The sequence below is a fragment of the Aquimarina ulvae genome, from assembly GCF_053613295.3.
Map to the genome: position 1 here is coordinate 663,769 of NZ_JBSIBP030000002.1, position 26,156 is coordinate 689,924.

Annotated in this window: 24 protein-coding genes; 18 read left to right on the forward strand and 6 right to left on the reverse strand. The window is 33.4% G+C overall.

Annotated features, from left to right (window positions below; all coding sequences use genetic code 11):
- The first annotated feature begins 1 nt into the window (after position 1).
- The 8 genes from ACWGOQ_RS06525 (at position 2) to sufD (ending at position 7,193) form a co-directional block, all read left to right on the forward strand.
- Positions 2-757, forward strand: coding sequence for an MbnP family protein (locus ACWGOQ_RS06525; RefSeq protein WP_452055935.1), 756 nt, complete (start codon positions 2-4; stop codon positions 755-757).
- Positions 758-1,810 (forward strand): cytochrome-c peroxidase, encoded by a 1,053-nt coding sequence (locus ACWGOQ_RS06530; protein WP_452055934.1) that lies wholly within the window; start codon positions 758-760, stop codon positions 1,808-1,810.
- Between the two features lie 133 nt (positions 1,811-1,943).
- Positions 1,944-2,273 carry a HesB/IscA family protein gene (locus ACWGOQ_RS06535; protein ID WP_452055933.1) on the forward strand — a complete coding sequence of 110 codons (330 nt, stop codon included), beginning with the start codon at positions 1,944-1,946 and terminating at the stop codon, positions 2,271-2,273.
- A 44-nt stretch (positions 2,274-2,317) separates the two neighbouring features.
- The gene (sufB, locus tag ACWGOQ_RS06540) at positions 2,318-3,763 is read left to right on the forward strand and encodes a Fe-S cluster assembly protein SufB (RefSeq protein ID WP_452055932.1); all 1,446 of its coding nucleotides are present in this window, start codon (positions 2,318-2,320) and stop codon (positions 3,761-3,763) included.
- A 39-nt stretch (positions 3,764-3,802) separates the two neighbouring features.
- Positions 3,803-4,681: an N-acyl homoserine lactonase family protein gene (locus ACWGOQ_RS06545; protein ID WP_452055931.1), complete on the forward strand. Its 879-nt coding sequence runs from the start codon at positions 3,803-3,805 to the stop codon at positions 4,679-4,681.
- A 1-nt stretch (position 4,682) separates the two neighbouring features.
- Positions 4,683-5,093 (forward strand): hypothetical protein, encoded by a 411-nt coding sequence (locus ACWGOQ_RS06550; RefSeq protein WP_452055930.1) that lies wholly within the window; start codon positions 4,683-4,685, stop codon positions 5,091-5,093.
- Positions 5,094-5,124: 31 nt separating this feature from the next.
- Positions 5,125-5,877, forward strand: a complete 753-nt coding sequence (gene sufC, locus ACWGOQ_RS06555; protein ID WP_452055929.1) for a Fe-S cluster assembly ATPase SufC — start codon at positions 5,125-5,127, stop codon at positions 5,875-5,877.
- Positions 5,878-5,879: 2 nt separating this feature from the next.
- The gene (gene sufD / locus ACWGOQ_RS06560; RefSeq protein WP_452055928.1) at positions 5,880-7,193 is read left to right on the forward strand and encodes a Fe-S cluster assembly protein SufD; all 1,314 of its coding nucleotides are present in this window, start codon (positions 5,880-5,882) and stop codon (positions 7,191-7,193) included.
- A 49-nt stretch (positions 7,194-7,242) separates the two neighbouring features.
- On the opposite strand, the gene ACWGOQ_RS06565 is transcribed toward sufD, so the two are convergent.
- Positions 7,243-8,595, reverse strand: a complete 1,353-nt coding sequence (locus tag ACWGOQ_RS06565; protein ID WP_452055927.1) for a serine hydrolase domain-containing protein — start codon at positions 8,593-8,595, stop codon at positions 7,243-7,245.
- A 79-nt stretch (positions 8,596-8,674) separates the two neighbouring features.
- On the opposite strand from ACWGOQ_RS06565, the gene ACWGOQ_RS06570 reads away from it, so the two are divergent.
- From ACWGOQ_RS06570 to ACWGOQ_RS06590, 5 genes are all read left to right on the forward strand, one after another.
- A complete protein-coding gene (locus ACWGOQ_RS06570; protein WP_452055926.1) occupies positions 8,675-9,889 on the forward strand; it encodes an aminotransferase class V-fold PLP-dependent enzyme in 1,215 nt (404 codons plus the stop codon).
- Positions 9,890-9,983: 94 nt separating this feature from the next.
- Positions 9,984-10,406 carry a SufE family protein gene (locus ACWGOQ_RS06575; RefSeq protein WP_452055925.1) on the forward strand — a complete coding sequence of 141 codons (423 nt, stop codon included), beginning with the start codon at positions 9,984-9,986 and terminating at the stop codon, positions 10,404-10,406.
- Between the two features lie 46 nt (positions 10,407-10,452).
- Positions 10,453-10,779 (forward strand): DUF59 domain-containing protein, encoded by a 327-nt coding sequence (locus ACWGOQ_RS06580; protein ID WP_452055924.1) that lies wholly within the window; start codon positions 10,453-10,455, stop codon positions 10,777-10,779.
- Between the two features lie 67 nt (positions 10,780-10,846).
- On the forward strand, positions 10,847-11,356 hold the full coding sequence (locus ACWGOQ_RS06585) for a DUF2480 family protein (RefSeq protein ID WP_452055923.1): 510 nt from the start codon (positions 10,847-10,849) through the stop codon (positions 11,354-11,356).
- Positions 11,357-11,530: 174 nt separating this feature from the next.
- Positions 11,531-12,478: a DUF3078 domain-containing protein gene (locus ACWGOQ_RS06590; protein ID WP_452055922.1), complete on the forward strand. Its 948-nt coding sequence runs from the start codon at positions 11,531-11,533 to the stop codon at positions 12,476-12,478.
- A gap of 62 nt (positions 12,479-12,540) precedes the next feature.
- On the opposite strand, the gene ACWGOQ_RS06595 is transcribed toward ACWGOQ_RS06590, so the two are convergent.
- Positions 12,541-12,972, reverse strand: a complete 432-nt coding sequence (locus ACWGOQ_RS06595) for a GNAT family N-acetyltransferase (protein ID WP_452055921.1) — start codon at positions 12,970-12,972, stop codon at positions 12,541-12,543.
- A gap of 166 nt (positions 12,973-13,138) precedes the next feature.
- Here ACWGOQ_RS06595 and ACWGOQ_RS06600 point away from each other — a divergent pair, with 166 nt between their 5' ends.
- Positions 13,139-14,164 (forward strand): DUF3078 domain-containing protein, encoded by a 1,026-nt coding sequence (locus ACWGOQ_RS06600; protein WP_452055920.1) that lies wholly within the window; start codon positions 13,139-13,141, stop codon positions 14,162-14,164.
- 62 nt (positions 14,165-14,226) lie between these two features.
- Here ACWGOQ_RS06600 and ACWGOQ_RS06605 read toward each other — a convergent pair whose 3' ends face one another.
- The 4 genes from ACWGOQ_RS06605 to hflX all read right to left on the reverse strand — a co-directional run bounded on the left by ACWGOQ_RS06605 (position 14,227) and on the right by hflX (position 18,982).
- On the reverse strand, positions 14,227-15,585 hold the full coding sequence (locus tag ACWGOQ_RS06605; RefSeq protein WP_452055919.1) for a TlpA family protein disulfide reductase: 1,359 nt from the start codon (positions 15,583-15,585) through the stop codon (positions 14,227-14,229).
- 93 nt (positions 15,586-15,678) lie between these two features.
- Positions 15,679-15,912 (reverse strand): hypothetical protein, encoded by a 234-nt coding sequence (locus tag ACWGOQ_RS06610; protein ID WP_452055918.1) that lies wholly within the window; start codon positions 15,910-15,912, stop codon positions 15,679-15,681.
- Positions 15,913-15,948: 36 nt separating this feature from the next.
- Entirely contained in the window at positions 15,949-17,556 is a 1,608-nt protein-coding gene (locus ACWGOQ_RS06615) for a vitamin K epoxide reductase family protein (protein WP_452055917.1), read from the reverse strand.
- A gap of 217 nt (positions 17,557-17,773) precedes the next feature.
- Positions 17,774-18,982, reverse strand: coding sequence for a GTPase HflX (gene hflX, locus ACWGOQ_RS06620; protein ID WP_452055916.1), 1,209 nt, complete (start codon positions 18,980-18,982; stop codon positions 17,774-17,776).
- Between the two features lie 222 nt (positions 18,983-19,204).
- On the opposite strand from hflX, the gene ACWGOQ_RS06625 reads away from it, so the two are divergent.
- The 4 genes from ACWGOQ_RS06625 to ACWGOQ_RS06640 all read left to right on the forward strand — a co-directional run bounded on the left by ACWGOQ_RS06625 (position 19,205) and on the right by ACWGOQ_RS06640 (position 26,146).
- Positions 19,205-20,188, forward strand: a complete 984-nt coding sequence (locus ACWGOQ_RS06625; RefSeq protein WP_452055915.1) for an endonuclease/exonuclease/phosphatase family protein — start codon at positions 19,205-19,207, stop codon at positions 20,186-20,188.
- A 487-nt stretch (positions 20,189-20,675) separates the two neighbouring features.
- Positions 20,676-21,170: a hypothetical protein gene (locus ACWGOQ_RS06630; protein ID WP_452055914.1), complete on the forward strand. Its 495-nt coding sequence runs from the start codon at positions 20,676-20,678 to the stop codon at positions 21,168-21,170.
- Positions 21,171-21,791: 621 nt separating this feature from the next.
- Positions 21,792-22,511, forward strand: coding sequence for a hypothetical protein (locus tag ACWGOQ_RS06635; RefSeq protein WP_452055913.1), 720 nt, complete (start codon positions 21,792-21,794; stop codon positions 22,509-22,511).
- Positions 22,512-22,936: 425 nt separating this feature from the next.
- Entirely contained in the window at positions 22,937-26,146 is a 3,210-nt protein-coding gene (locus tag ACWGOQ_RS06640; protein WP_452055912.1) for a hypothetical protein, read from the forward strand.
- The last annotated feature ends 10 nt before the right edge of the window (positions 26,147-26,156 follow it).

A 26,156-nucleotide genomic window follows, 5' to 3' on the forward strand; every position in this document is an offset into this window, starting at 1 on the left:
AATGAAGAAACTAACACTAATACTATTTGTTTCAATAGCTATTCTATCATGTAAAGATGATGATCCAACTCCTCAATTCGGAACCTTAAATATCGATTTCACGAATAAAGTCGGTACTGAACTTATTAGTTTAAATACTGAGTCTTACACTAATTTAAGTAATGAAAATTATATAATTTCCGAATTAAAGTACATCATTAGTAATATTGTTTTAGTAAAAGAAAATGGAGAAGAATTCAAATACCCGGTTGAGGATAGTTATTTTTTAATTAATGAAGAGGTTTCCTCCAGTAAACTAATCATCTTAAATGATATTGAAGCAGGTGTATACACCAAAATTAAATTTGGGTTTGGTGTGGATCAATCAAACTACCCGCTAAATGGGATTGCCAACTTCATTCCTACTGCCGAAGAAAATAACATGCTTTGGTCTTGGTCTGCAGGATATAAGTTTCTTAAGTTCGAAGGCTCTTTTAGTCCTCAAGGAGGGACAATGGGCGATTTTATTTTACATATTGGAAGTCACGGAACAGTTTTAGATAATTATAAAGAAATTACATTAAACCTGACTGATATGGTTGCAATTGGTAATGGAACTACATCTGATTTATCAATCGAAGCTGATGTCGCTAAAATATTTGACAGCAGTACTTATACACATTCTTTAGAGGATAAAAGTGATATACAAGTGGATCCGGATTCTGAAAAAATTGCAAATAACGTACAAACCATGTTTACTATAACAACTTCAGACTAAATGATAAGAAATCTTTGCTGCATAGTATTAATTCTTTTCGGAGTTTCTTGTGATTCTGATAAAGAAGACTATATACCTATTGATCAAAATCCAGCATTAGAATTTACAATTCCATCTAATTTTCCAGAACCAACTTATAATGTAACTCTTAATCCACCTACAGAAAAAGGGTTTGAGCTCGGCAAAAAACTGTTTTATGATGGTCGCTTGTCTTCTGATGGTGTTATTTCATGCGGATTCTGCCATATTCAGGATTTTGCTTTTACGCATCATACACATATTGTAAGCCATGGAGTAAACGGTGCACTAGGCACAAGAAACGCCCAGCCCTTGCACAATCTGGCATTTATGAATGAGTTTACCTGGGATGGTGCCGCGATACATCTAGATTTACAACCGATCATACCGATCACCGCAGAAGTAGAGATGAATGAGTCTTTTGGAAACATTATTAAAAAACTTGAAGAACAACCTGCATACGTAACGCTTTTTGCCGAAGCGTTTGAGGATCAAAAAATCAACTCAGAAAATATCCTCAAAGCATTAGCACAATTTACGATAATGATGATCTCATCAAACTCTAAATATGATAAAATAGAAAGAAATGAGGGGTCCGTTTTTACCCCGGATGAAGCGGCAGGATTTGAACTATTTAAGTCCAGGTGTGCTTCGTGTCATTCGGGAACGTTGTTTACTGACCAATCCTACCGCAATAATGGATTGCCAATAGACCCTCAATATAACGATATTGGTCGCAACCGGGTAACTGGTTTGGCTGCTGACCTCTACAAATTTAAGGTACCTAACCTTAGGAATATTGAGCTTACCTTTCCGTATATGCATGACGGAAGATTAAAAACCTTACAAGATGTCTTGGATCATTACAGTGATGGCATTGTTGATTCTGAAACTTTAGATCCTATTTTTAAAAATTCTGATGGAACCGTAGTTGGAGTTCCTATGACCGAGGAAGAAAAACAACAGATAATCTCCTTTTTAAAAACACTTACAGATGACGACTTTGTAAATGACACTCGTTTTGCTGAGTTTTAAAAATTCTTTTACTCTATTTGTTATAGACAAAGTCTATTACAATATATGTTAGATAAATGTTAGGTTATGTAAATAAAACCTACATATGTAGTATATTTGCATTCAATTTAGAATTAATCTATTTTATAATAGTATGATTAAAGTATCAGATACGGCTAAAAAGAAAGTCATAGAATTAATGAGTGATGATGGTTATGACACTTCTTCAGACTACGTTCGTGTTGGAGTAAAAAGTGGCGGTTGTTCCGGTTTGTCATATGACTTAAAATTTGATAAAAATCAAGAAGAAGGAGATAAAGTTTTTGAAGATAATGGTGTAAAAATAATTGTTGATAAAAAAAGCTTTTTATACCTTATCGGCACTACTCTAGAATATTCTGGAGGATTAAACGGAACAGGTTTCGTTTTTAATAACCCCAACGCAAATAGAACATGCGGATGCGGAGAAAGTTTTTCCCTATAAAAATTTAAAACAAGATCCTCAAATTTAATTTAGGATTTAACAAGATGGCATATACTGAAGACGACTTAAAAAAAGAATTAGAAACCAAAGAATATGAATATGGATTTTATACTGATATAGAATCTGATACGTTTCCTGTTGGTTTAAATGAAAATATAGTTCGCGCGATTTCTAATAAAAAAAATGAGCCAGAATGGATGACAGATTGGAGACTTGAGGCATTCAGAGCTTGGGAACGGATGGTAGAGCCAGAATGGGCTAACGTTCATTACGAAAAACCTAATTTCCAAGATATTTCTTATTACTCTGCTCCTAACAAAAAGCCAAAATATGACAGCCTTGATGAGGTAGACCCAGAATTGCTGGACACCTTCAAAAGATTAGGTATCTCTATAGATGAGCAAAAGAAATTAGCAGGTGTTGCAGTAGATATTGTTATGGACTCTGTTTCTGTAGCAACTACTTTTAAAGATACACTTGCAGAAAAAGGAATCATATTCTGTTCTATTTCTGAGGCTATACAAAAGCATCCCGAACTGGTAAAAAAACATATTGGATCCGTTGTTCCGCAAAAAGACAATTTCTATGCGGCATTAAATTCTGCCGTATTTAGTGATGGTTCCTTTTGCTATATCCCTAAGGGAGTGAGATGTCCTATGGAATTATCTACTTATTTTAGGATTAATCAAGCAGGAACAGGTCAGTTCGAACGAACTTTGGTAGTCGCTGAAGAAGGAAGCTATGTCAGTTATTTAGAAGGGTGTACTGCTCCTTCAAGAGATGAAAATCAATTACACGCTGCAGTTGTAGAGCTAATAGCGTTAGACAATGCAGAAATAAAATATTCTACTGTACAGAATTGGTACCCTGGTAATGCCGAAGGAAAAGGAGGCGTTTATAATTTTGTAACCAAACGGGGTATTTGTGAAACAAATGCAAAAATTTCTTGGACTCAGGTAGAAACAGGATCTGCAGTTACTTGGAAATATCCTTCTTGCGTGCTTAAAGGAGACAATTCTGTAGGTGAGTTTTACTCCATAGCAGTTACTAATAACTTTCAGCAAGCAGATACTGGAACAAAAATGATCCATCTAGGAAAAAACACAAAAAGTACCATTATATCCAAAGGTATTTCTGCCGGAAAATCTCAAAATAGTTACCGTGGTTTAGTACAGATTAATAGTAGAGCCGCCAATGCCCGTAATTTTTCTCAATGTGATTCGCTACTTATGGGCAATGAATGTGGGGCACATACATTTCCATATATTGAAGCAAAAAATAAAACAGCTCAAATAGAGCACGAAGCTACTACCAGCAAAATTGGTGAGGATCAAATTTTTTACTGTAACCAAAGAGGAATTGATACTGAAAAAGCGATCGCCCTAATTGTAAACGGTTTCAGTAAAGAAGTATTGAATAAACTTCCCATGGAATTTGCAGTTGAAGCACAAAAGCTTTTGGAAATTTCTTTAGAAGGTTCTGTAGGATAAATTTGTGATAAATACAAACACTCAAAACATTAAAATTTAATGAAAAAATTAATTTTCTGCATAACTGTTGCTACGCTATTTGTCGCTTGCAAAGAAACAAAAAAGCAAGAGGTTACTGAAGAGTCGCCAGAAATTGAAGCTGTAATCAAACCTGAAGTTAAGTTATATACTTTTGATGGCGGTACTATTGGTGCAAATAATCTTAATCTTTTTGCACAAGGCGACACTTACAAAGGCGATTCTTTACAATTAGCAAATGCTTTTTATGTGGTACAACACCCAAAAGGGACTTTATTGTGGGATACTGGATTGCCAGAAGGTCTAGTCGGTAATCCCAACTATACAACACCAGATGGAGCATTCACAATAGCTAGAAAAGATTCAATTGCCAGCCAATTAAACTCTATTGGTCTGTCTAAAAAAGATGTAGATTATATTGCTTTTTCGCATATTCATTTTGATCACACTGGAGCAGCCAACAACTTTTCTGATGCTCTTTGGTTAGTTCAAACTCCAGAATACGATTACGCGCAAGGAGAAGAGATTAAAACAAATAGCTTTTATGCACCAGATTCATTTAATAAACTTACAAATGTTAAAAAATTAACTGGAGATCACGATGTGTTTGGTGATGGTTCTGTAGTTATTAAATCGCTTCCTGGTCATACACCAGGTCATCAAGTTCTATTTTTGGACCTTATCAATAATGGTCCAACATTATTATCCGGTGATATGTATCATTTCTCTAAAAACAGAAAAGATCAAATTGTCCCGCAATTTAATCACGATATCCCGATGTCAGAACAAAGCATGAAAGCATTTGAACAATTTGCTAAAGAAATGAATGCAAAGGTTTATATACAACATGAATTATCTGATTTTTCTAATATGCCCAAATCACCTAAATTTTTAAATTAACATGAAGAATTTTTTTATAATACTTACACTTAGCCTATTTATAAATTCCTGTAAAAATGATTCGAAAAAATCATCTGATATCGAATCTACTCTAATTCGTGGGGAATATATACTAATTGATAACGCTGGTGTACTAAAAGGTAAAGATTTTATTTATGGTGTCGTTGTAGATGATATGGCTCAAGAATTAGCAAAAAAAATAAAACCGTTGCAACGAGAGGAATACGATATGGTGCCCGTAGTAGTTAACGGTGTCGTAAAACCTAATACAGAAGAAGGTTGGCCTGAAATTGTAGAAATAAAAGAAATTGTTGGTGTGAGTAAACCAACTTCAGAGTTGCCAACGAAAATAAAATCTTCGGATACAGAACAACAATCAAGTGAGTCTGGACACGAAGGTCACAATCACTAAAGTTTATTTAAAAAAGATATAAAAACATAAGATGTTAGAAATTAAGGATTTACACGCTAGCGTTGACAATAAGGAAATTTTAAAAGGTCTTACCTTAAATGTAAAAGCAGGAGAAGTTCACGCGATAATGGGTCCTAATGGTGCAGGAAAAAGTACATTAGCCAATATTGTAGCGGGAAAAGAAGAATATGAAGTTACAAAAGGTACTATTCTTTTAAATGGAGAAGATATAGAGGAACTAGCAGCAGAAGAACGTGCCCACAAAGGGGTTTTTCTTTCATTTCAATATCCGGTAGAAATTCCTGGCGTATCCGTCACAAATTTCATGAAAACGGCAATTAATGAAACTAGGAAAGCACAAGGGTTAGAAGAAATGCCAGCAAAGGATATGTTAAAGAAAATCCGTGAAAAATCTGAGTTATTGGATATAGATCGTAAGTTTTTATCCCGTTCGCTCAATCAAGGATTTTCTGGTGGTGAGAAAAAACGTAATGAAATATTTCAGATGGCAATGATGGAACCGAAACTGGCTATCCTGGATGAAACAGATTCTGGCTTAGATATCGATGCATTACGTATCGTGGCTAATGGAGTAAATAAACTGAAAGGTGCAAATAATGCTATTATTGTAATCACTCACTATCAAAGATTACTGGATTATATCGTACCGGATTTTGTACACGTTTTGTATGATGGTAAAATTGTGAAATCTGGAACTAAAGAACTAGCTCAGGAATTAGAGGAAAAAGGATACGATTGGATTAAAGAAGAGATAAACGCATAGTTATGGAGCTGAAAGAAAAATTAGTGTCTTCTTTTCTGGCTTTTGAAGATACCGTAGATGTAGATACTTCTGTGCACGATATCAGAAGTCAGGCTATAAAAGTCTTTGAAGAAAAGGGGTTTCCAACCAAAAAAGAAGAAGCCTGGAAATATACTTCGCTGAATGCAATACTAAAGCAGGATTACAGTGTTTTTTCTAAAGAAGAAAATGCACTTGAATTTAAAGACGTGAAAAAGTATTTTCTTCATGATCTGGATACTTATAAAATTGTATTCATAGACGGCGTATACTCCTCTCATTTATCACAAACCACGCATGACAAAATCGACGTTTGTCTGATGTCATCAGCACTGAATTATGATAAGTACAAACCTATTATCGATAATTATTTTAATAAAGTTGCTCCACAGGACGGTTTAACTTCATTAAACACTGCTTTTTCTAGAGAAGGAGCCTACATCTATATTCCTAAGAATAAAATGGCCGATAAGCCAATACAAATCATTCATTTTTCTACTGGAAAAGAATTAACGCAAATGTTACAGCCTCGTAATCTTATTGTAGTAGAAGAGAATTCTCATGTACAAATCATAGAGCGTCACCAAAGTTTAACAGAGAACCCGGTTTTAACAAATTCAGTTACCGAAATTTTTGTAGATAAAAGAGCATTTGTTGATTATTATAAAATTCAGAATGACAATGAAAATGCATCGTTAATAGATAATACCTATATTCAACAACAGGCACAAAGTGTAGCATCTGTACATACATTTGCTTTTGGAGGAAACCTGACCAGAAATAACTTAAATTTCTATCAAAAAGGTGAAGGTATTGACTCTATCCTTAACGGAGTTACTATTATAGAAGGTAAACAACATGTAGATCATAATACGTTGGTACACCATACCGAACCTAACTGTGAAAGCCATCAGGACTACAAAGGTATTTTTGATGAAAGAGCAACAGGTGTATTTAATGGTAAAATTATTGTAAACAAAGAAGCGCAGAAAACCAATGCTTTTCAATCCAATAATAATATTTTATTAAGTGATAAAGCCACCATTAATTCTAAACCCCAATTAGAGATTTTTGCAGACGATGTAAAATGTTCTCATGGTTGTACGATAGGTCAACTGGATGAGCAAGCTTTATTTTATATGAAATCCAGAGGAATTGGAGAAAAAGAAGCAAGAGCGTTATTAATGTATGCTTTTGCTAATAATGTGTTAGAAAGTGTGAAGTTACCTCAACTAAAACAACGAATTAATAAGTTGATTGCCAACAAGTTGAACGTAAGTATTGGATTTGATTTATAATTAAAATATTAGTCCTATCAGGTTTTGAAAACCTGATAGGACTGTTAATTTATTCTATAGCTTCAGTAATATCTCTGAGAAAAGCATTAAAATCCACACCAGCATCTCCGATTAGTCCAAAACGTACAATCACCAGATCTTTAGAAGGAATTATAAATACCCGTTGTCCCTGAAAACCATTGGCAGAATACATATCTCTGGGAGCATCTGGATAAAACCCTCCTGCATTAAGCCAAAAGTGACCTCCATAGTCCCCTTCCGAGGTTGGACTTGGGGTCGTAACATAATCTACCCATTCTTCTTGAAAAATCTGTTCTCCATTCCAAGCGCCTTGATGTAAATATAACAATCCGAACTTAGCCCAATCCCTTGTTGTTGCCCAGGCATAAGAAGACCCTACATAATTACCGGCCATGTCCGTCTCGATCAGCATAGAATGCATCCCTATTTTGTCAATAAACTCACGATACGGAAAATCAAGATACTCCTGATAGCTCTCAAATTGCTGTCTTAAAATTCCAGATAGCAAATTAGAAACACCTGAAGAATAATACCAATATTCATTTGGTTTATGAATGGCTTCTTTATCAATCTGGGGCTTGGTCATATCTTCATCTATGTAAAGCATCTTTGTAGCATCCGAAATAGATCCATAATCCTCATCCCAGGCCAAGCCACAATTCATCTGTAATAAATTGTGAATAGTTATTTCCTTTCTTTCATCACTTTGCCATTCCTTAATTGGTGCTTTATCATTAATATTGATCTTACCTTGTTTTTGTAATACTCCATAGTTTGTTGCCAAAATACTTTTAGTCATGGACCATCCTAATAAAACTGAGTTTTCATCCAAACCTTCTGAGTATTTTTCTGCGATAATTTTATCCTTATGAATCACTAGCACTGCTCTTGTTTTTTTAATGTTTTCTCCTTCTTTGTCAAAAACAGCAGTAACCGTATTATTTATTTGATCATAATCAATAGTAGTAAACACGGTGTCTTTTTGAGGTAAATCTCCATAAGGAAAAGGTAGTTTTGATTTGATTTTTTTCCTGTTTGGTTTCAGGTACGTTGCTTCTTGATCAAACTCATCATTGATCAATACACTACCCAGCCCTTCTCTATAGATCGCTTTTCTTTCATTCAATCCGAAAACTGAAGTCACTACTGATTTTTCGCTCATGTTTACCTCATCGTCCGCCAAATGAACCGGAGCAAAATTATTATCATATCTGTCCGTAAATTCTACACTACGCTTTCCTATAAAAACAGATGAAGCCATATTCTTGGCCGAATACCCAGAGAGTATTGTCAGTTTTGGATAATTCCAAAAAGCAGTAATCAGAACAAGTCCAACTATTCCTATAAATCCATATCCTAAAATCTTTTTTAATCGCCTCATAACACAAACTGTTAAATCCTTTTTAAAAATAACCAATATCGCTTAGAAATTGTTCCTATTTTTGCAGAAAGAAATTGATATGATAGATGTACAAAAGATACGAGAAGATTTTCCAATTTTGAAGAGAGAAGTAAACGGAAAACCTTTAGTATATTTTGATAATGCAGCCACCTCCCAAACGCCTCAGGTAGTTATTGATGCGATCGTAGATTATTATAGCAATTATAACGCTAATATCCACCGTGGTGTACATACATTATCACAAGAAGCTACAGATGCGTATGAAATTGCCCGTAAAAAAGTACAACAACATTTTCATGCCAAACACACGCATGAAATCATATTAACCTCCGGAACAACACACAGCATCAATATTGTAGCAACTGGTTTTACTAATTTACTTGCCAAAGGAGATGAAATCATCGTTTCTGCTTTAGAACATCACTCTAACATTGTTCCCTGGCAAATGCTCTGTGAAAGAACAGAAGCTATTCTTAAAGTCATTCCAATGAATGAAGAAGGAGAACTCTTAATGGATGTCTATGATCAATTACTTTCTAACAAAACAAAACTGGTTTTTACCAATCATATCTCTAATGCTTTAGGGACTATTAATCCTATCGACGAAATAATACAAAAAGCACATAAGGTAGGAGCTGCTGTGCTCATTGATGGTGCACAATCGTGTCCCCACATCAAGCCCGATGTACAGGATCTCGATGTGGATTTTTATGTTGCTTCTGCGCATAAACTTTGTGGACCTACAGGTGTAGGTTTATTGTATGGAAAAGAGGAATGGTTAAACAAACTACCTCCCTATCAAGGTGGCGGAGAAATGATTGATCAGGTAACTTTCGAAAAAACTACTTATGCAGGCCTTCCTCATAAATTTGAAGCCGGAACACCTAATATTTGTGGTGGTATCGCCTTTGGAGTTGCTCTGGACTATATGAATAGTATTGGCTTTGATAACATCGCCGAATATGAAAATGAATTGTTGGACTATGGAACTAAAAAGCTTTTAGAAATAGAAGGTTTAAGAATCTATGGAACTTCTAAAAATAAAACGTCTGTGATATCCTTTAACATCGCCGATATTCATCCATATGATGTTGGTTCTATCGTAGATAAATTGGGAGTAGCAGTTCGCACAGGCCATCATTGTGCACAACCAATCATGGATTTTTATAAAATACCAGGAACGATTCGTGCCTCTTTTTCTTTTTACAATACGAAAGAAGAGATTGATATTTTAGTAGAAGCAGTGAAAAAGGCAAAAATGATGTTGAGTTAAAACTCCAAGTCATTAGTTAATACTATCTTATCATTGACAGAAAGTATTGAATAGCAAAGATTCATGTCGTACTTTTGTCAAAAATTATTAGTATATGTCGATACAAGAAATTCAGGAAGAGATTGTTGATGAGTTTAGCATGTTTGAAGACTGGATGCAGCGCTATGAGTATATGATAGATCTTGGAAAATCACTTCCGTTAATTGAGGAGAAATACAAAATTGATGAAAACATCATCAAAGGCTGTCAGAGTAAAGTATGGGTACATGCAGAGATGAAAGATGATAAGATTGAATTTACTGCAGATAGTGATGCTATTATTACCAAAGGTATTATCGCAATTCTTATCAGAGTCTTTTCTGGTCAACACCCAAAAGATATTATGGAGGCTAATACTGGTTTTATTGATGAAATAGGTTTAAAAGAACATTTATCTCCAACCAGAGCTAATGGATTGGTGAGTATGATCAAACAATTAAAAATGTATGCAATCGCATACCAAACACAACTAAATTAATTTATCTTTCATTTTTTTAGAATTGATAGATAACCAAAAATATACTATGAACGAGATTGATATAGACACTACAGAACTTGGTGAAAAAATCGTAAGAGTACTTAAAACAATTTATGACCCCGAAATTCCGGTTGATATTTACGAACTAGGATTAATATATGATGTATTTGTTAATGAGGATTATGATGTAAAAATCCTGATGACCCTTACCTCGCCTAATTGTCCGGTTGCAGAATCATTACCTGAAGAAGTGAAAGAAAAAGTGAAATCCTTGGATGAAGTAAACGATGTAGAACTCGAACTAACCTTTGAACCTACCTGGACACAGGATCTTATGAGCGAAGAAGCTAAACTGGAATTAGGCATGCTATAAATGGTGGTGCTGTATCCCGGATCGGAGCCAGAAAAACACAGAAATTTAATTAAATTTTATCTCATCCATGGAAGAAGAAATTATCAATAGAGTCACAAATAACACAAAGCTGATCACATTCGATCTAGAAGATCATTATCCTGTAGGAGAGCGTGTGCTATTTGATATAAAAGACTGGCTTTATGAGGGTTTCATGCTGCGCGAAAAAGATTTTAGAAAAAGTGTATCTAACCACAATTGGAGTCAATATCAAGATAAATATGTTGCATTACATTGCTCGACCGATGCCATCATTCCGGGATGGGCATATTTATTACTGACCAGTACGTTAATACCTTTTGCCAAGAAAGTAGTTGTTGGTTCTTTAAAAGAGTTAGAAACCATCCTATACACAAAGATTATCAACAAATTAGATGTTTCTGAATATCAGGATAAGCTTTTAATCATCAAAGGTTGTACTAAAAAACCGGTTCCTGAAAATGCATATATTGAACTGATTCAAAAATTACAACCTGTTGCTAAAAGTATCATGTATGGAGAAGCCTGCTCTTCAGTACCTCTATTTAAACGAAAATAGCTCATTTCATCCCTTAAAGCTGTTTTTTATCGAAAATCTTCTTTGCAATTACATCGTTTTACGCTGAAAAACGTTACTTCAAGTATATTTGCCAACGCAAAATTTTACATAAATCATGAACTTGTTTTTGTAAATGTAGTTGTACAAAACAAAAAACTACTTAAACTACTAATTATGAAAAAAATCGTATTCACATGTGCTCTTCTATTAGCTTGCTTTCAATTTAGTATTGCACAAACTGAAGAAGAATTAAAAGCAAAACTATCTGAAAAAAAAGACTCTATTGCAGCAATACAAGGAAGAGCTAATGCTATTCAATCTCAAATAGATGCGTTACCAGGATGGAAAATCGGTGCTTTTGGTACCATTGGAGGAAGCATCTCTGGATTCAACAATTGGTTTGCCCAAGGCATCCCTAATAATGATGCCGGAACCATTGGTATTACTATTAATGGGTATGCCAACCTGCTACAAGACAAATATTTCTGGAGAAACAGTGCAAACATCAATCTTGCTTGGGTAAAATTAGATGATAGAGATGATCCAACAGATGATGACGGTTTTAGAGAGGCTACAGATGTCTTTAATGTTTCTTCCTTATTTGGTTATAAACTAACAAAAACATTAGCCGTTTCTACCTTAGGGGAATATAGAACAACGATATTAAACAATTTCAATGATCCAGGATACTTAGATCTGGGTGTAGGTGTTACCTGGACCCCTATCAAAAATCTTATTGTTGTTGTGCACCCCCTTAACTATAATTTTGTATTTAGTAAAGGTGCTGCAGAATATGAATCCTCTTTAGGTGCAAAAATTGTGGCAGATTATACCCGTAAAATTGGAGCTATCAATTTCAAAACAAACTTATCTGCTTTCTATAGTTATGAAGATGCAGATTACTCTAACTGGACTTGGACCAATTCTTTTTCTTATACCTTATGGAAAGCTATTGGTGTAGGATTTGATTTTGGTCTTAGAAGTAATAAGCAAGAAGCATTTAACTATGCTTTAGGCCAAGCTGCTATTGCAGTTCCTCCTCCAACGGTAACACCAACGTTAGAAAATACGGACAATGAACTACAGTGTTTCTGGAATCTTGGATTGAGCTATTCATTCTAAAGAGAAACTATTTTTATAAAAAAGATCAGCCGGATAAATTCCGGCTGATCTTTTTTATTCTATCATTTTTCAAATTCCATATAAAACTCGTGCTCATCCTCATCAACAACTGTAAAACCATTTCTTTTATATAAATATCTGGCGGGATTTTCTTTTAGTACTTTGAGTGTCAGTTTTTTATTGAAATCTTCAGATAATTTTATCATGTGATTAAGGACATGTTTACCCATTCCTTTTCCCTGATACTTCGGTAATATCTGAAGTTGAAGTATGTCAATTACACCACTGGTTTCGATATATTTCAATACCCCTACTTGCTTTTTTTTGTGTTGTATTATATATGAATTATCAAAATGAATCTTTACTCTAGACATGTGTTGGTCATCAGAAAAATGCAATCCTGCTTTTTCAAGATGTTCAACCATTGTTAGTTTTCTTAGTTTTACTAAAAATGCTATATCCTCATATTTTGCTTTGACCAATGCTATATCCATCTTATTTTTGGTATTATTTCATCTTTTGATATACTATTTTAAACAAACAAAAGTTCTTTTAGTACCAAAATTACTCACTACGACATAATTTTTAGTTCAAGTTCGAATCATTTTGAATAAAATATATTCATAAAGTATATTTGTGCCCAAATCAATACTATACCCCATGCGAAAGATTGTTTTATTTCTTTTTTTACTCATTTCTATGTCCGAGATTATCGGTCAGGAAAAGAAAAAAGTAAAACAATTAGATTCTATACAAGTTCGTCTAACAAGATCTTTAGATAGTTTACTACAATTTACTCCTAAAGAATTAAATGTAATTGTTTTAAAAGGTTTATTAAAAAAACTAAATCCAAAACCAGTAAAAAAACCACATGTTGGATGGAGGTCTGTTGGAAAATTTGCGTTTTACTTCAATCAATCTGCTTTTAATAATGACTGGCAAGGTGGTGGTACTTCTAATGTTGCCAGTAATACATCACTAAATTATGAATTCAATTATAAAAAGAATAGTCTTACTTGGGATAACAGGGTTTTAGCAGATTATGGGGTCACATTTTTGAAAGGAGAAGATTTTGCTCGAAAAACCAATGATAGAATAGAAATTAACTCAAGATTGGGACAAAGGATCAGAGAAAGCCGATGGAATTATTCTTTATTTATAAATTTTCGGTCTCAGTTTGCTAAGGGGTACCGTTTTAGTAATGATCCGGACACTGAAGAAACGATCCGTACCGAAGAAACTCGTTTCTTCTCTCCGGCTTTTATACAAATAGGACCCGGATTACTTTGGAAAAAAAGTGATGACTTTAATGTCAATATCGCGCCTGTTACCTCCCGAATGATTTTTGTAAATGATAAATTTACATCTGGTCCGGAGTATGTAGACGGGGATTATTTTGGTCTGGATGCCGGTGAAAGTTCTCGATTCGAATTTGGTGGATCTATAGCAGCCTATGCAAAGTTTGAGATTATTAAAAACATTACGATGGAAAACATCCTTAACCTCTACTCTAACTATATCGAAGACCCTTATAATGTAGATATTGATTATACCCTAAACTTAAATCTAATTGTAAACAAGTACATCTCTGGAAATTTTGTCTTTCAAGCAATTTATGATGATAATGCCACCAGTGGTTTTCAGATCCGAGAAGTTCTTGGATTAGGACTTAATTATGAGTTTTAGGATAAAACTCCCCCTCCTCAATTGCTACACTTACCAATCTGCGTAAGCATCACAATTTCATATTATGGATTGAGCTTTTTTCTTTTTTGCGCTTTCAACGCATTGATAGTATCTATAAACTCTTTTACCCTTGTTAATCCTTTTTTACCAATACCACGATATACAATCTTTAGATCTTTATCAATCAGCATAAAGGTAGGGTAGTTATCTACTCTTAGTTTGCTTACAATCTTGCTATGCAATAAACTATCATTTCTTACACGCTCTACGTACATATGGGTCCAATCCAGCTCTTTTTCTTTGATGTATTCCACACCAGGCTCTTTTTCAAAATCAAAATCTACACCCAGAATCGCCACATCTGGATAGTCTTTATGAAGTTGTTTTAAATCAGGGGTTAATTTTAAACAAGGAGCGCACCAAGTGCCCCAAAAATCTATCAGTAAAAGATCTTTATTCCTTAATAAATGAGAAATGCGTTTGGTATTACCCTCTATATCTGTAAATGCATAGTCTCGTAACGTATGACCTTCTTTATACCCATGTGGTAAAGAAGTAATGTTTAATTTTTGTAAATATAGCTTCTCTAAGTCTGCTCCTACACTGTCTATTTTAATAAAATGTGTGCCTAATTGTACTGTATCTCCTTCTTTAAACTCTTCATACTGCTCATCTTGATTTCTACGGGAGTAAAACGGTTTGCCTTGTTCTCTAAAGACAACCTGAAAATCATTCCAATGGTCAGAAATGGCTGTTTTGTATTTTATATTATCTAACTGAAAGTTGCCCAACCAATGTTCCCTCCTATTAGACACTAATAATAAATCAAGGTAAGTCAATTCCTTTGTACTTGGATTAGTTTTACTTAGATAAAAAAAATTTTTGTGTGGTAAAATTTTTGTTCTAAGATCTGCATCCAAAATTTTTCCATTTAGATATCGTTTATAAGGCAAGATAATTAAAGGAAAGGAATCCTTGAGCTTTTCATCTTTACTTAGAGTCTCCCTTATTTTTTTATTTATAATATACTTCTTGTCATCACTAAAATCAAGATTCCTGTTTTCATCCAATATTATAATCTGCTTATCTTCTTTGATCGCCGACAATGCATACCACTCTATATTAATCTCTTTAAAAGTTAAAGTATCGATTTTACCATCATTCAACAATTTTTTCAACTTTTTTTCACTTGTTCTCCTTATGCTTTGAATAGATAAACTGTCTAACTTTGGAATACCTTTCATATTAGAAGGAATCGTATCCACCATTTCGAACCCCGATGTCATAGTTGGAAAAGGCCCTTGGCTTGATTGTTTAACCAAATCAACTTCTATCTGCCTTAAATCTACTTTGCTTTCTTTATTGCAGGATAACAACATAATCAGAATAAAAGAAATACAAAAACATAATTTTAAATTCATAAACTAATTTTTAGAGGCTTAAAAATTTACTAAACCTTTATAACATAGTAGCGTTGTAAAGGTTTAGTTTAAACAGAAAACAATTCCTGTATTTTAATTTTGATGATCTTTACAAGAAACACTGTCAGTTCCATTATCACAAGAACAACCTACATTATCTGTCCCTGTACAGTCAGTACCGGTACAAGTATAGACATTACCATCACCACAAGTAATAGCTACTCCAGCAACCGGAACAATTCCATCACCTCCGTGAATCTGTTTTAATTGATCTTTTGTCAATTCCACATTCCCTTCTTTTAGGGCATTAAAAAAATTTACATTCATTGTTAAAAAATTTAAAGTTAAACATTAATTTACTTGTTACACCAATACATCAATTAAATCATCTACTGTATACTCTTTTGGTAATATATGATTATTGATGTAAATGGTTGGGGTATGTGTAACATGTTCTTGATCGCACCAATCGCGCATGGCTTTGATCGCATCAGTTTGCGCTGCAATCCCTCCATTTAATGGATACTGCTGTGCATATGATTTATAATTTTTTTCTTTTGCCAGGTACCAATCATCCAATGCTTTATGGATTAAGATTTTATCATTTTTTGCTGCTAGTGCCATTAAATGCCTGGTAGGCAATGCTCTTTTATTATCGATATCAGGACTAGATGTAAAAATTACCTGTAACTGTACCAAACCTCTATGTACCAACCCTTCTAAAATCGGATGTGCTGCCGCACAAGGCGGACAATAAGGGTTACAAACCTTGGTCACTTTGTAAGGAGCCTTATCATCTCCCACAGTTATACCAAGACCTCCAGAATTGTAAGTCATTTTTTTTGACCCCTGTAATAGTCCTAAGAATACATTAGGATTGTTTTTTAGTTTATTAAAATTTCTTTGTGTATTTATTTTTTGCTTAGCATTGAGAAGTATAGGGCGTGCCATCCTCCAGAACCATAAGGAAATGCAAAAAAAGCCTATAAACACAGCTAAGGGTTCTACTGAAATACCATAACCATGATACCCTGTTACCAATGTAATACTAACATTAGTAATTAAAAGTATTTGCACAATAAGGCACATCAAACAAAATTGTTTAATCTTTACAACTTGATAATAAAACGAAGCTAAAATTATTGGAATCGATAGTAGGCTAAGGTTCCCTAAAAAAATTATAGTGTCTCCCTCTTTACCCAAAATAAGTGATAAAAAAAGAGACGTAACAAAATAAGCAAAACCTATTTCACTCCAATTAAAAAGACCAAATAGTACTTTTGACTCCTTAGCATTTAATACAGCGCCACAATTTACTTTCTTTCCTGTCGTACATAATTGTTGTAGTATTGGATTGTACGCATCTACTTCATACCAAAGTAAAAATATGCTAACAAAAAGGCCGAGCATACTTATTACTACAAACGAAAAAGCTGTAATACTATGTTGGATATCCGGTATGGTTATAATTGATGTAACAATCCATACAAGAATTGCTATACTGGATAGTATCGCTAGTACTATGTTGCTATTTCTAATTCTTGCTTTTTGTTGATATGTTTCCTCTCCTGAAGCCTCTGTAGTTTCAGCAAATAGGGTAACTCCTGTCCAGATTTTTATAAAATCATCTTTAGATTGTTTTACAAACTCTTGTAGCTCATTATAATACTGTATTTCAGTTGGACTACAACTTTTAATAGTTATAAAATAATCTTCGTTATCCTTTTTTATTTGGGCTATGCAAGCTGTTTTGGCTTTTATCAATTGGTCATACGTAATTGTAGCTGCTAAGACATTCATATGCCAACGCTCCAAAGCATCTGATATAGATAATAAAGATGGATGATTAGGGTGTTCCAATATCACACGTTTTACGGTATTATTAGAAACCTTAACTTTTAATAGCTTTAAAAACTTTGTTGTCGCAGCAGCGCAATTATCCTGAGGTGATGGTACAAAAAACGGTGACATAAAAATGTGATTTTCCCTCGTTGGTATTTAATAGTGTCATAGAAATACCATATATTACCCTCAATACACTACTTTTTTTTATTCTTATTTAAGATTTAACAGGGAATAAGTAATCTTTTTTAAGAATATTAATAAGAGAAAAAATTTTTGTGGGAGGTTAATTTTCCAACCTGTTTAACAAAAGTTTATGAAGGAAACCTAGAACGCATAACTTACGTTATTCTTCTATAAATTCAGGATATAAAAAGTTATTATACGGAAACCGGGTAACATGGATATCTCTTACTTCCTGATATACTCTTTTTCTAAACGTATCCATATTTTCTTTATTAATCGCAGATATAAACAACGCATTATTCCCTATTTTGCTCATCCAGGTTTTTTTCCACTCATCAAGTGTATAATGTGCCTTTGTTTTTTCGGTAGTTAGATCATCTTCATCAATGGTTTCGTGCGCATATGCATCAATTTTATTAAAAACCATAATAGTAGGTTTATCTGCACTGTCTATTTCATTAAGAATTTTGCTTACAGAATCAATATGATCTTCAAACTGGGGGTGAGAAATGTCTACTACGTGAAGTAATAAGTCCGCTTCTCGTACCTCATCCAGCGTACTTTTAAAACTTTCTACCAACTGCGTAGGTAATTTTCTTATAAATCCAACAGTATCACTTAACAAAAAAGGGAGATTGCCGATGACAACTTTTCTCACAGTAGTATCTAAGGTTGCAAAAAGTTTATTCTCTGCAAAGACATCACTTTTAGCAATGACATTCATCAATGTAGATTTACCTACATTCGTGTATCCAACCAACGCAACTCGTACCAGTTTTCCTCGATTACCTCGCTGTGTTGCCATTTGTTTATCAATAGTAAGTAGTTTTTTCTTCAACAAAGAAATGCGATCTCTAACGATACGACGGTCAGTTTCTATCTCTGTTTCACCAGGACCACGCATACCTATACCACCTCGCTGGCGCTCTAAATGCGTCCATAATCCTGTTAATCGTGGCAATAAATATTGATATTGAGCCAATTCTACCTGTGTTCTTGCATAACTGGTCTGAGCCCGCTGTGCAAAAATATCGAGAATTAAATTCGTTCTATCAACAATTTTTGCCTTTAAGATTCGTTCGATATTACGTTGCTGAGCTGGTGTAAGTTCATCATCAAAAACAACCGTTCCTATGTCGTGTTGTTCTACATATGCCAAGACCTCTTCCATCTTACCAGATCCTATAAACGTTTTAGAATTAGGGACCTCCATCTTCTGACTAAAACGCTTCACTACTTCACCTCCTGCGGTATAGGTAAGAAATTCTAGTTCGTCCAAAAACTCAGTCAATTTATCTTCATCCTGATTTTTGGTAATAATCCCTATTAAAATTGCTTTTTCGTATATTGTTTCTTCCTTTTCTAACATATGCTATTCCTTCTTCAAACTTGAATTATAAAACTACACTATTTCTATCAAAATAATTTTAACAAAAATTAACCTCCTCCACAAAGCGAAATAAACTTAAAAATACATTTTAATGACCCAATTAGGCTTCTCAAAATATTGTTTCACTTATTAGTCTACAAAGGTACAATATTGTATGCATTTGAATTTGTACATTAGCTATTTACACTAAATTTTTATTGGATGTCGTCAAAGTTTTATTTTAAAAAGAAACATACTAATCTACATACGATTGCTTTTTACAACCTAGAAAATCTATTTGACACCACGGACGATCCCAACACATTGGATAATGATTTTTTACCAGATTCAGAAAAGCGATGGAATAAAAAACGATATGCAAAAAAGATATTCAAATTAGGAACGGCAATTTCTAATATAGGTTTTGCTAAAACAGGAAAGGCTCCTGTGATTTTAGGCGTTGCTGAAGTAGAAAATAAAGCAGTTTTAGAAGATTTGGTGCGTACCAAACATTTAATAAATAAAAACTATGGAGTCGTACACCACGAATCTCCTGATGAACGTGGAATAGATGTTGGCCTGTTATATCAAAAAGATAGTTTTGTAGTAACAAGCTCTGAAAGTGTCCAGGTTTTGGTTCATAATGAATACGGTGAAAGAGACTTTACTCGTGATATTTTGTGGGTGACCGGAAACCTGCATACAGAGGAAATCCACATATTAGTAAACCATTGGCCTTCTCGTAGAGATGGTGCAGCACTAACATCGTACAAACGTGTCGCTGCAGCTGACAAAAATCGAGAAATCATAAACCGGATTACCGAAAAAGATCCTAATGCAAAAATCATTGTTATGGGTGATTTTAATGATGATCCAAATAGCGAGAGTGTAAAACAACACCTGATATTACATGATTTTTATAATCCAATGGAAAGATTACATACACGCTATCAGGGAACACTTACCTATAAAAGTCAATGGAATTTATTTGATCAGATAATTTTTAGCAATAACTTTCATAAATACGAAAAAGGAGCTCATAGTTTTTCTGAGGCAAGTATTTTTGATGATAGTTTTTTAAAAATCTACAAAGGCAGATACAAAGGAACTCCTTTTAGAACCTATGCAGGAAGAAAATATAAAGGGGGATATAGTGACCACTTTCCTGTGTATGTACTACTAAAACGTAATGTGCAAAAAGCTTAGATATTTTGTTCCCTAAGAGGGAGAATATCGTTACATTAAGAAAAAATACATCTTCTATGTCACGCGGAAACTGAAGTGTCTTTGGCAAAACCTTCATACATCTTGCCAAAAAAAGAATGCAGTCCATACAAAAACTCAACCGAACCCTATTGTAGGAACTCTATAATAACTATTTCCTATTCTAAACACAGGTATTTAACTCAACAAATAAAGGTAAATCACCCAAATATTGTCCAGAAATATTGAAATTCAAACTTTTCGGACATTGCTTTTTCTTTCACAATTTAGTTTTGTACTGTAAAAATTTAGAACCTCACAATGCACGTAAAAAATCAGTCATCTATTTGGCTAGAAACAAAACGGCGCCAACAATATAGGTTTCTATGCTACTTGATTACATGCGCATATAGGTATCTAAAAAAACAGATTATTACCTATGGTCTGTATAAAAATGAATAGGATGAATTATTCTTAAAACTAAATTAAAATGAAAAGATTATTTTATGTATTACCGATTATTGGACTCTTACTATTCGCGTCTTGTAATAACGATGAATCTGATGAAATTCTTGGTGATTATCAAGAATTAGATGAAAGCCAAATCGAAATAATAGAAATCACCGAAGGTAAAAATCTTGTTTGGGCGATTCCTCCTGGATTGTATGGATCTATCAATACAGCACCACTAACAAATGTGAAATATACGTATCACCCAACTCAGGCACAGTTGAATGCTATACCAGCTTCATTGAGAGGGTATCGAATCCATTTTGAAGTTGACAATCCATTCATAGCTGGCACTGCTTGGCAACATGAAGCAAGTTTTGATATTACTTCGAATTCAGTAACCGTAAAATTTCCTGCGAAATACAACGCTAGTACAACTAGATGGAGAGTTCGTTACGAAATATATAATAAAAATACATTTACTAGCTACTCTAGACTAAAAGTAGTGAATGTGAATTTTGTTATTCCAGGATAAATTAGATAAAAAGAGACTGTCTTAATTGGCGGTCTCTTTTTGCTTATATAAGATGTTTTTTTAGTATGCCAACCTAAGTTAGTGTCTAAAGAAACTCGTTTAGCACTTAGACCTGAAGAAAATATAAAGGAGGATATAATGACCACTTTCCGCTATATGTTTATCTAAAACATAATTAGACACTTCACTTTTAAAGTAAATACGTGCTTACCATAGAAAAAGCCCCACTAAATCCCTTTTTCTTATATAGGGATTCCACTACAGAAACATGGGGGTTATAACCCGTTTTACCTTGACAATAAACCCTTAATAAAACGTTAACCTTCTGTTTTTCAGACTTTTGTTTTGCGGAAATTTCCGCAAAAAAATTTTCCTCTTTTGTAAATTGTAAGCCCTATCCTACTTTTGATTCAGAATTTATAAGGATGCTCTTATAGTTCTAACTTCACTCGTATGATAAGACTGATTATAAAGATCAACCATCTATTGGATTAGAAACAAAACTGGCGCCAAAAATAGTTTCTTCGTGTATAATCTAACTATACTACACAGTGAAAATCAGGATACATTAATATCCAAAAACTAAACATATCAATTTAATTATTCTTAAAAACCAAACAAATGAAAAAGTCATTTTATGTATTACCAATTCTCAGTTTATTATTCTTTGCATCCTGTGATAAGGATGAATCTAATGAGATCGCAGAAGAAGCTGTTATAGAATCAGTAGATTTAGAAAAAAATTTATATGATTTTCATAAAGATGTTAAGATAACTTCTGATGGAGGAAGTGAAGCTATTATGCGTGTTTATTCTAACTCTGAAGCTGCAGTAGCTAGCTATACAAGCGAACATTTTAAACTAGTAGAAACTCTTAAAGGTGAAACCTTAAGTGAAGGCTTAATTCGTCAAAACATTAAAGATGATAGTGATGTTTCTTTAGAACAAAAAGAAGAAATGACTGATTTTGACGCAAAAGACGATGCTGGAGCGGGTATCGCTTTTAAAATGGTATCAGTAACTAAAACCAATCCTAATGTAAACTATAGTGTAAGTTTTTATCACCCAGAAAATATTGCAAAAAGCTGGTCATACTGGACACATTATAGTGGAATTGGTCAAACGATTGCTACTATAGATAGACATTCTTCTTTAAGAAGAGTGTATTTTGGATTAAAGCGTAAAGCATACAGTACAAGCGGATGGGCAATTCATGTTTCTGAATGGAGGTTTCTAGCAAATGGTAATAGCTATTCTCTTACAGCAAATACCAACTACCAATTCCGTTTTAGAGTAAAATCAAAAAGAAGCTCAGCATATACTGTGAATTTCAGTAACTAACAGAAGCTATTCATAAAAAAACTCCCTGAAGAAAATTATTCAGGGAGTTTTACTCTTTAATATGTCAGTAACTCTTAATTTCCTGAAATCTCTATATTATCTATGTGATATCGTGTAGTTGGTCCTGGATCAGATCCTGCATAACGGAATGCAATACGTACATTACCCTCAATACAAGAAATATTAACCGGTCCTACGGTTTCGAAACTTCAAAACTACTGCAACTATGGGAATAAAGCCTTATCCTAATAGTTTTCTCTATTTACTCTATTTATTTTTGCCTTGGAATTGATCGCAATATCAATAGACAATCAATTAGAAACTAAAAAAACATAAAATTCGAGGTAACAACTTGGCATATTATGACACTTAATAATATACATCTTGAAATTTATAACTTTTAGATAACCAATTAATTCTTATTTATGAAAAACAAATCAGTTAAACATTTACTATTAGTTTCTCTATTCTGCTGGAGTATTAATTTTGCCCAACAAAATGAAAATCCCGATGTTGACCGTGGCGTATCCTATGGTCTAGAATTAGGGGCTAATGAAAGCATTTCAATACCGCTGCATAGAGTTAATATTGAAGGTGTTTCTATCCCAATTACCTTATCCTATAATAGCAAAGGAATGTTGGTGTCGGATGTTCCCTCAAACGTTGGTTACGGATGGAAACTTAATTTTGGAGGAGAAGTACAAAAGACTGTTAATCATATCCCAGACGAATCTCCAAATGGCTGGTTTTTCCACGATCGTTATGACGAGTTGGTTCCAAATCTATATCCTAGTCATATTGGCAAAGTTCTTTATGAATCTATTGATGCTACTCCAGATATTTTTTCGGTAAGAATTAATAATGGATTTAATCTTGAGTATTTATACAATCGTACTCTAGTTAATGGTTATCAAGAACCCTTTATTCTAAACCAGAGTAATAGCAACATTAATATTTCAACTAATTTTGAAAAATTAAAACAGGTTGGTTTTGGTCAGTACGAGCAAGGAGGTTATACATCTACAGACGATTTTGATATCTCCATTAATGACAATAAAGGAATTAACTACTTATTTAGAAAGGGAATTAAACGAAGATCTGCTTGGGATCTGGAACGAAAAAGAGCAACCTATATAGATTCATTTGGAATCCAAAATTATTATATCCATAGAATTGAAACTGATTTCAATACCGATTTCATTAATTATGAATATTTAGAAACCCCATTAAATAAATATGTTCTCCACGGAAAAGCAACACGAGTACAAACCAACGAAGACCCTAGAACATATCCAACTACTAATGATCCAATAGTTACTTCAAGATACGAATCCCAAATATCTGTTCAAGATGTTTCAGGAAAGGATATAAAAAAAATAATCACCCCTTACGAAACTATTGAGTTTTCATTCCTAGAAAAATACTACAACAATTCTTTTCACGATATTATTCAATCTCCAATTCAAGGAATTAACCTGAATGAATACATGTATCAAAAAATAAATCTGATTGATGAAATAAAAATTTTTGATCATAGGGGAAATTATATCTCTGGTTATAAATTTAATTATACCGAACAAACTCAAGATCAAAATTTGTATGAAGGACAGTTAAAAATTAAGTCTATATTAAAATACGCTAAAAACCATAAAAATTTCGAGGTATACCGAAAGTTTGATTACTATTATAACCCAACAGGAATAGTAAACGCAGTAAGTATGGCTCAAGATGTTTTTGGTTATCCGAACGAAGCCACTAACAATTCTGAAATTAATATAACCCCAATTTACATTAATCCCGCAATTGCCGAAAAACTTCCGAATGAAAACCGAATGATTAAAGGCATGTTAAAAACCATAACAACTCCTTCTGGTGGAAAAAAAGAATACACCTATCAAGAGAACTCCTACAACACTATGTACTATGGTGGATTAATCATCAAAGAAATAAGTACTTATGATAAAACTGGTGATCTATTAGGAGTTACAGACTTTGTCTATGAAGAGCCAATAGGATTTGGCTTACCTGTCTACGATGAAACTCCAATAGCTTCGGGAGAAATCCCAAATGACACCTATAAAGAAGGTTATTATGAACATAATCTTCAGATGAATCCTTGGCAGACTTATTTTACGAAAAGAGACCCTGCAATGGACGAACAGAATTACCCATATTTAACAGCCTACACAGTATCAAATATTCCTTATGGCCTTAAATCTAATACTTCTTTAGCTGAAGATTATATTCTTAACTTTCAATTGCAAAATTTAGATCAACTTGAAAAAGGAATGTTCTACAGCAAAATAACAACCAGAAGAAAAAATGTGTTGAATAATCAATATGAAAAAGGTTCCATGATTAGATATTATAAACCTTCATTAGAGTTTTCAAATATTGGGAAACGTCTTCAAAAAACAGAATATCTAGATAAGGATAATAATAAGAAAAAAGAAGTCACATATGAATATGAAACAATTCTAACAGACCAAATTTCCCTATTTCAATTTGACAATTTTCATTACGTAGATATTGATGACGATGCCGTTTTCAGGTATAACCTTGAAGAAGCTCCTGTCTATAAAATTGAAAGTGTATTGAGAAACACCGAAATAAAAGAATATTTTAATAATAATTCTATTTCAACAAACAAAACTTCTATTGCCTATTTAAATGAAAACAATTCGAATAACCAACCTGTTGATTATGGGAAAATTAAAGCACTAACACATTACTTTAACGGAGAAGTAAAAAACAAGGTTGAATATAAATATTTATCCGAGTATCCTAATATCTCTGTCGATAAACAGTTTCTAGTGGTGAGAAAGAACCCAAAAATTGAAACTAATGATTGGTTATATAATAATTACAGTTGGATTTTAAGATCATCTACTAACATGGAATATTTACTAGATGGTAAACCATATAGAATTGGTAAAGTATTGAATAATCAACAAACCGATTTGCCTTATAGTGAACAAAACTTTATATCATCATCTTACGATATAGATGGAAATCTTATTTCATTGGCTCAAGATTTTGTTGAATTTCTTTATGACGACAATGGAAAACTGCTATCAAAAAAGAACTCCAGAAGTGGACTACAACAAATTTATCAAAGAGGAGAAGAATATAATGGATTATATATAGATGCCATTTTAAATACCAATCTTGTTTTTGAAGGAGAATCTACTAACTTTTTCGTTAAGAAAAGTTTTGAAAACCCCTCAGAAACCAATGTCGTTTATTTTGATGATGCTTTTTCTGGTGATTATGTTTTTGATGGCACTAATATTTCCTTAGGAGATTTTGATGCGAATTATAAAGTTTCTTATTGGACTTATATAGATGACAAATGGAGCTTTAATAGCTACGTCCATCCAGGAGGGAATATCTTAATAACAAAGCCTCAAGAAGCATTATATATTGATGAAATAAGAGTTCAGCCTGTTAACTCTTCTATACAAACCCTCACACTAAAACCTTTAATTGGGCAAACTTCTAATTTAAACAACAGGTATGATGGGGAAAGAATCGAATACGACATTTTCGGAAGGGCCACATTCCTTTTAGATAAAGATCGCAACGTTCTTATAGAAAACAGAAACAATCTTGCAAAAGTAAATACAACCAACTAAAAAAAACAAA

Excerpts from the sequence above, each read along its gene's own strand:
- ACWGOQ_RS06580 (WP_452055924.1), top strand. The coding sequence starts at position 10,453 with ATGAACGAGATTGATATAGACACTACAGAACTTGGTGAAAAAATCGTA.
- sufC (WP_452055929.1), top strand. The coding sequence starts at position 5,125 with ATGTTAGAAATTAAGGATTTACACGCTAGCGTTGACAATAAGGAAATT.
- ACWGOQ_RS06525 (WP_452055935.1), top strand. The coding sequence starts at position 2 with ATGAAGAAACTAACACTAATACTATTTGTTTCAATAGCTATTCTATCA.
- ACWGOQ_RS06585 (WP_452055923.1), top strand. The coding sequence starts at position 10,847 with ATGGAAGAAGAAATTATCAATAGAGTCACAAATAACACAAAGCTGATC.
- ACWGOQ_RS06535 (WP_452055933.1), top strand. The coding sequence starts at position 1,944 with ATGATTAAAGTATCAGATACGGCTAAAAAGAAAGTCATAGAATTAATG.
- ACWGOQ_RS06565 (WP_452055927.1), bottom strand. The coding sequence starts at position 8,595 with ATGAGGCGATTAAAAAAGATTTTAGGATATGGATTTATAGGAATAGTT.
- ACWGOQ_RS06590 (WP_452055922.1), top strand. The coding sequence starts at position 11,531 with ATGAAAAAAATCGTATTCACATGTGCTCTTCTATTAGCTTGCTTTCAA.
- sufD (WP_452055928.1), top strand. The coding sequence starts at position 5,880 with ATGGAGCTGAAAGAAAAATTAGTGTCTTCTTTTCTGGCTTTTGAAGAT.
- ACWGOQ_RS06640 (WP_452055912.1), top strand. The coding sequence starts at position 22,937 with ATGAAAAACAAATCAGTTAAACATTTACTATTAGTTTCTCTATTCTGC.
- ACWGOQ_RS06615 (WP_452055917.1), bottom strand. The coding sequence starts at position 17,556 with ATGTCACCGTTTTTTGTACCATCACCTCAGGATAATTGCGCTGCTGCG.
- ACWGOQ_RS06595 (WP_452055921.1), bottom strand. The coding sequence starts at position 12,972 with ATGGATATAGCATTGGTCAAAGCAAAATATGAGGATATAGCATTTTTA.
- ACWGOQ_RS06625 (WP_452055915.1), top strand. The coding sequence starts at position 19,205 with ATGTCGTCAAAGTTTTATTTTAAAAAGAAACATACTAATCTACATACG.
- ACWGOQ_RS06575 (WP_452055925.1), top strand. The coding sequence starts at position 9,984 with ATGTCGATACAAGAAATTCAGGAAGAGATTGTTGATGAGTTTAGCATG.
- ACWGOQ_RS06530 (WP_452055934.1), top strand. The coding sequence starts at position 758 with ATGATAAGAAATCTTTGCTGCATAGTATTAATTCTTTTCGGAGTTTCT.
- ACWGOQ_RS06610 (WP_452055918.1), bottom strand. The coding sequence starts at position 15,912 with ATGAATGTAAATTTTTTTAATGCCCTAAAAGAAGGGAATGTGGAATTG.
- ACWGOQ_RS06605 (WP_452055919.1), bottom strand. The coding sequence starts at position 15,585 with ATGAATTTAAAATTATGTTTTTGTATTTCTTTTATTCTGATTATGTTG.
- ACWGOQ_RS06635 (WP_452055913.1), top strand. The coding sequence starts at position 21,792 with ATGAAAAAGTCATTTTATGTATTACCAATTCTCAGTTTATTATTCTTT.
- ACWGOQ_RS06630 (WP_452055914.1), top strand. The coding sequence starts at position 20,676 with ATGAAAAGATTATTTTATGTATTACCGATTATTGGACTCTTACTATTC.
- ACWGOQ_RS06550 (WP_452055930.1), top strand. The coding sequence starts at position 4,683 with ATGAAGAATTTTTTTATAATACTTACACTTAGCCTATTTATAAATTCC.
- ACWGOQ_RS06600 (WP_452055920.1), top strand. The coding sequence starts at position 13,139 with ATGCGAAAGATTGTTTTATTTCTTTTTTTACTCATTTCTATGTCCGAG.
- ACWGOQ_RS06545 (WP_452055931.1), top strand. The coding sequence starts at position 3,803 with ATGAAAAAATTAATTTTCTGCATAACTGTTGCTACGCTATTTGTCGCT.
- hflX (WP_452055916.1), bottom strand. The coding sequence starts at position 18,982 with ATGTTAGAAAAGGAAGAAACAATATACGAAAAAGCAATTTTAATAGGG.
- ACWGOQ_RS06570 (WP_452055926.1), top strand. The coding sequence starts at position 8,675 with ATGATAGATGTACAAAAGATACGAGAAGATTTTCCAATTTTGAAGAGA.
- sufB (WP_452055932.1), top strand. The coding sequence starts at position 2,318 with ATGGCATATACTGAAGACGACTTAAAAAAAGAATTAGAAACCAAAGAA.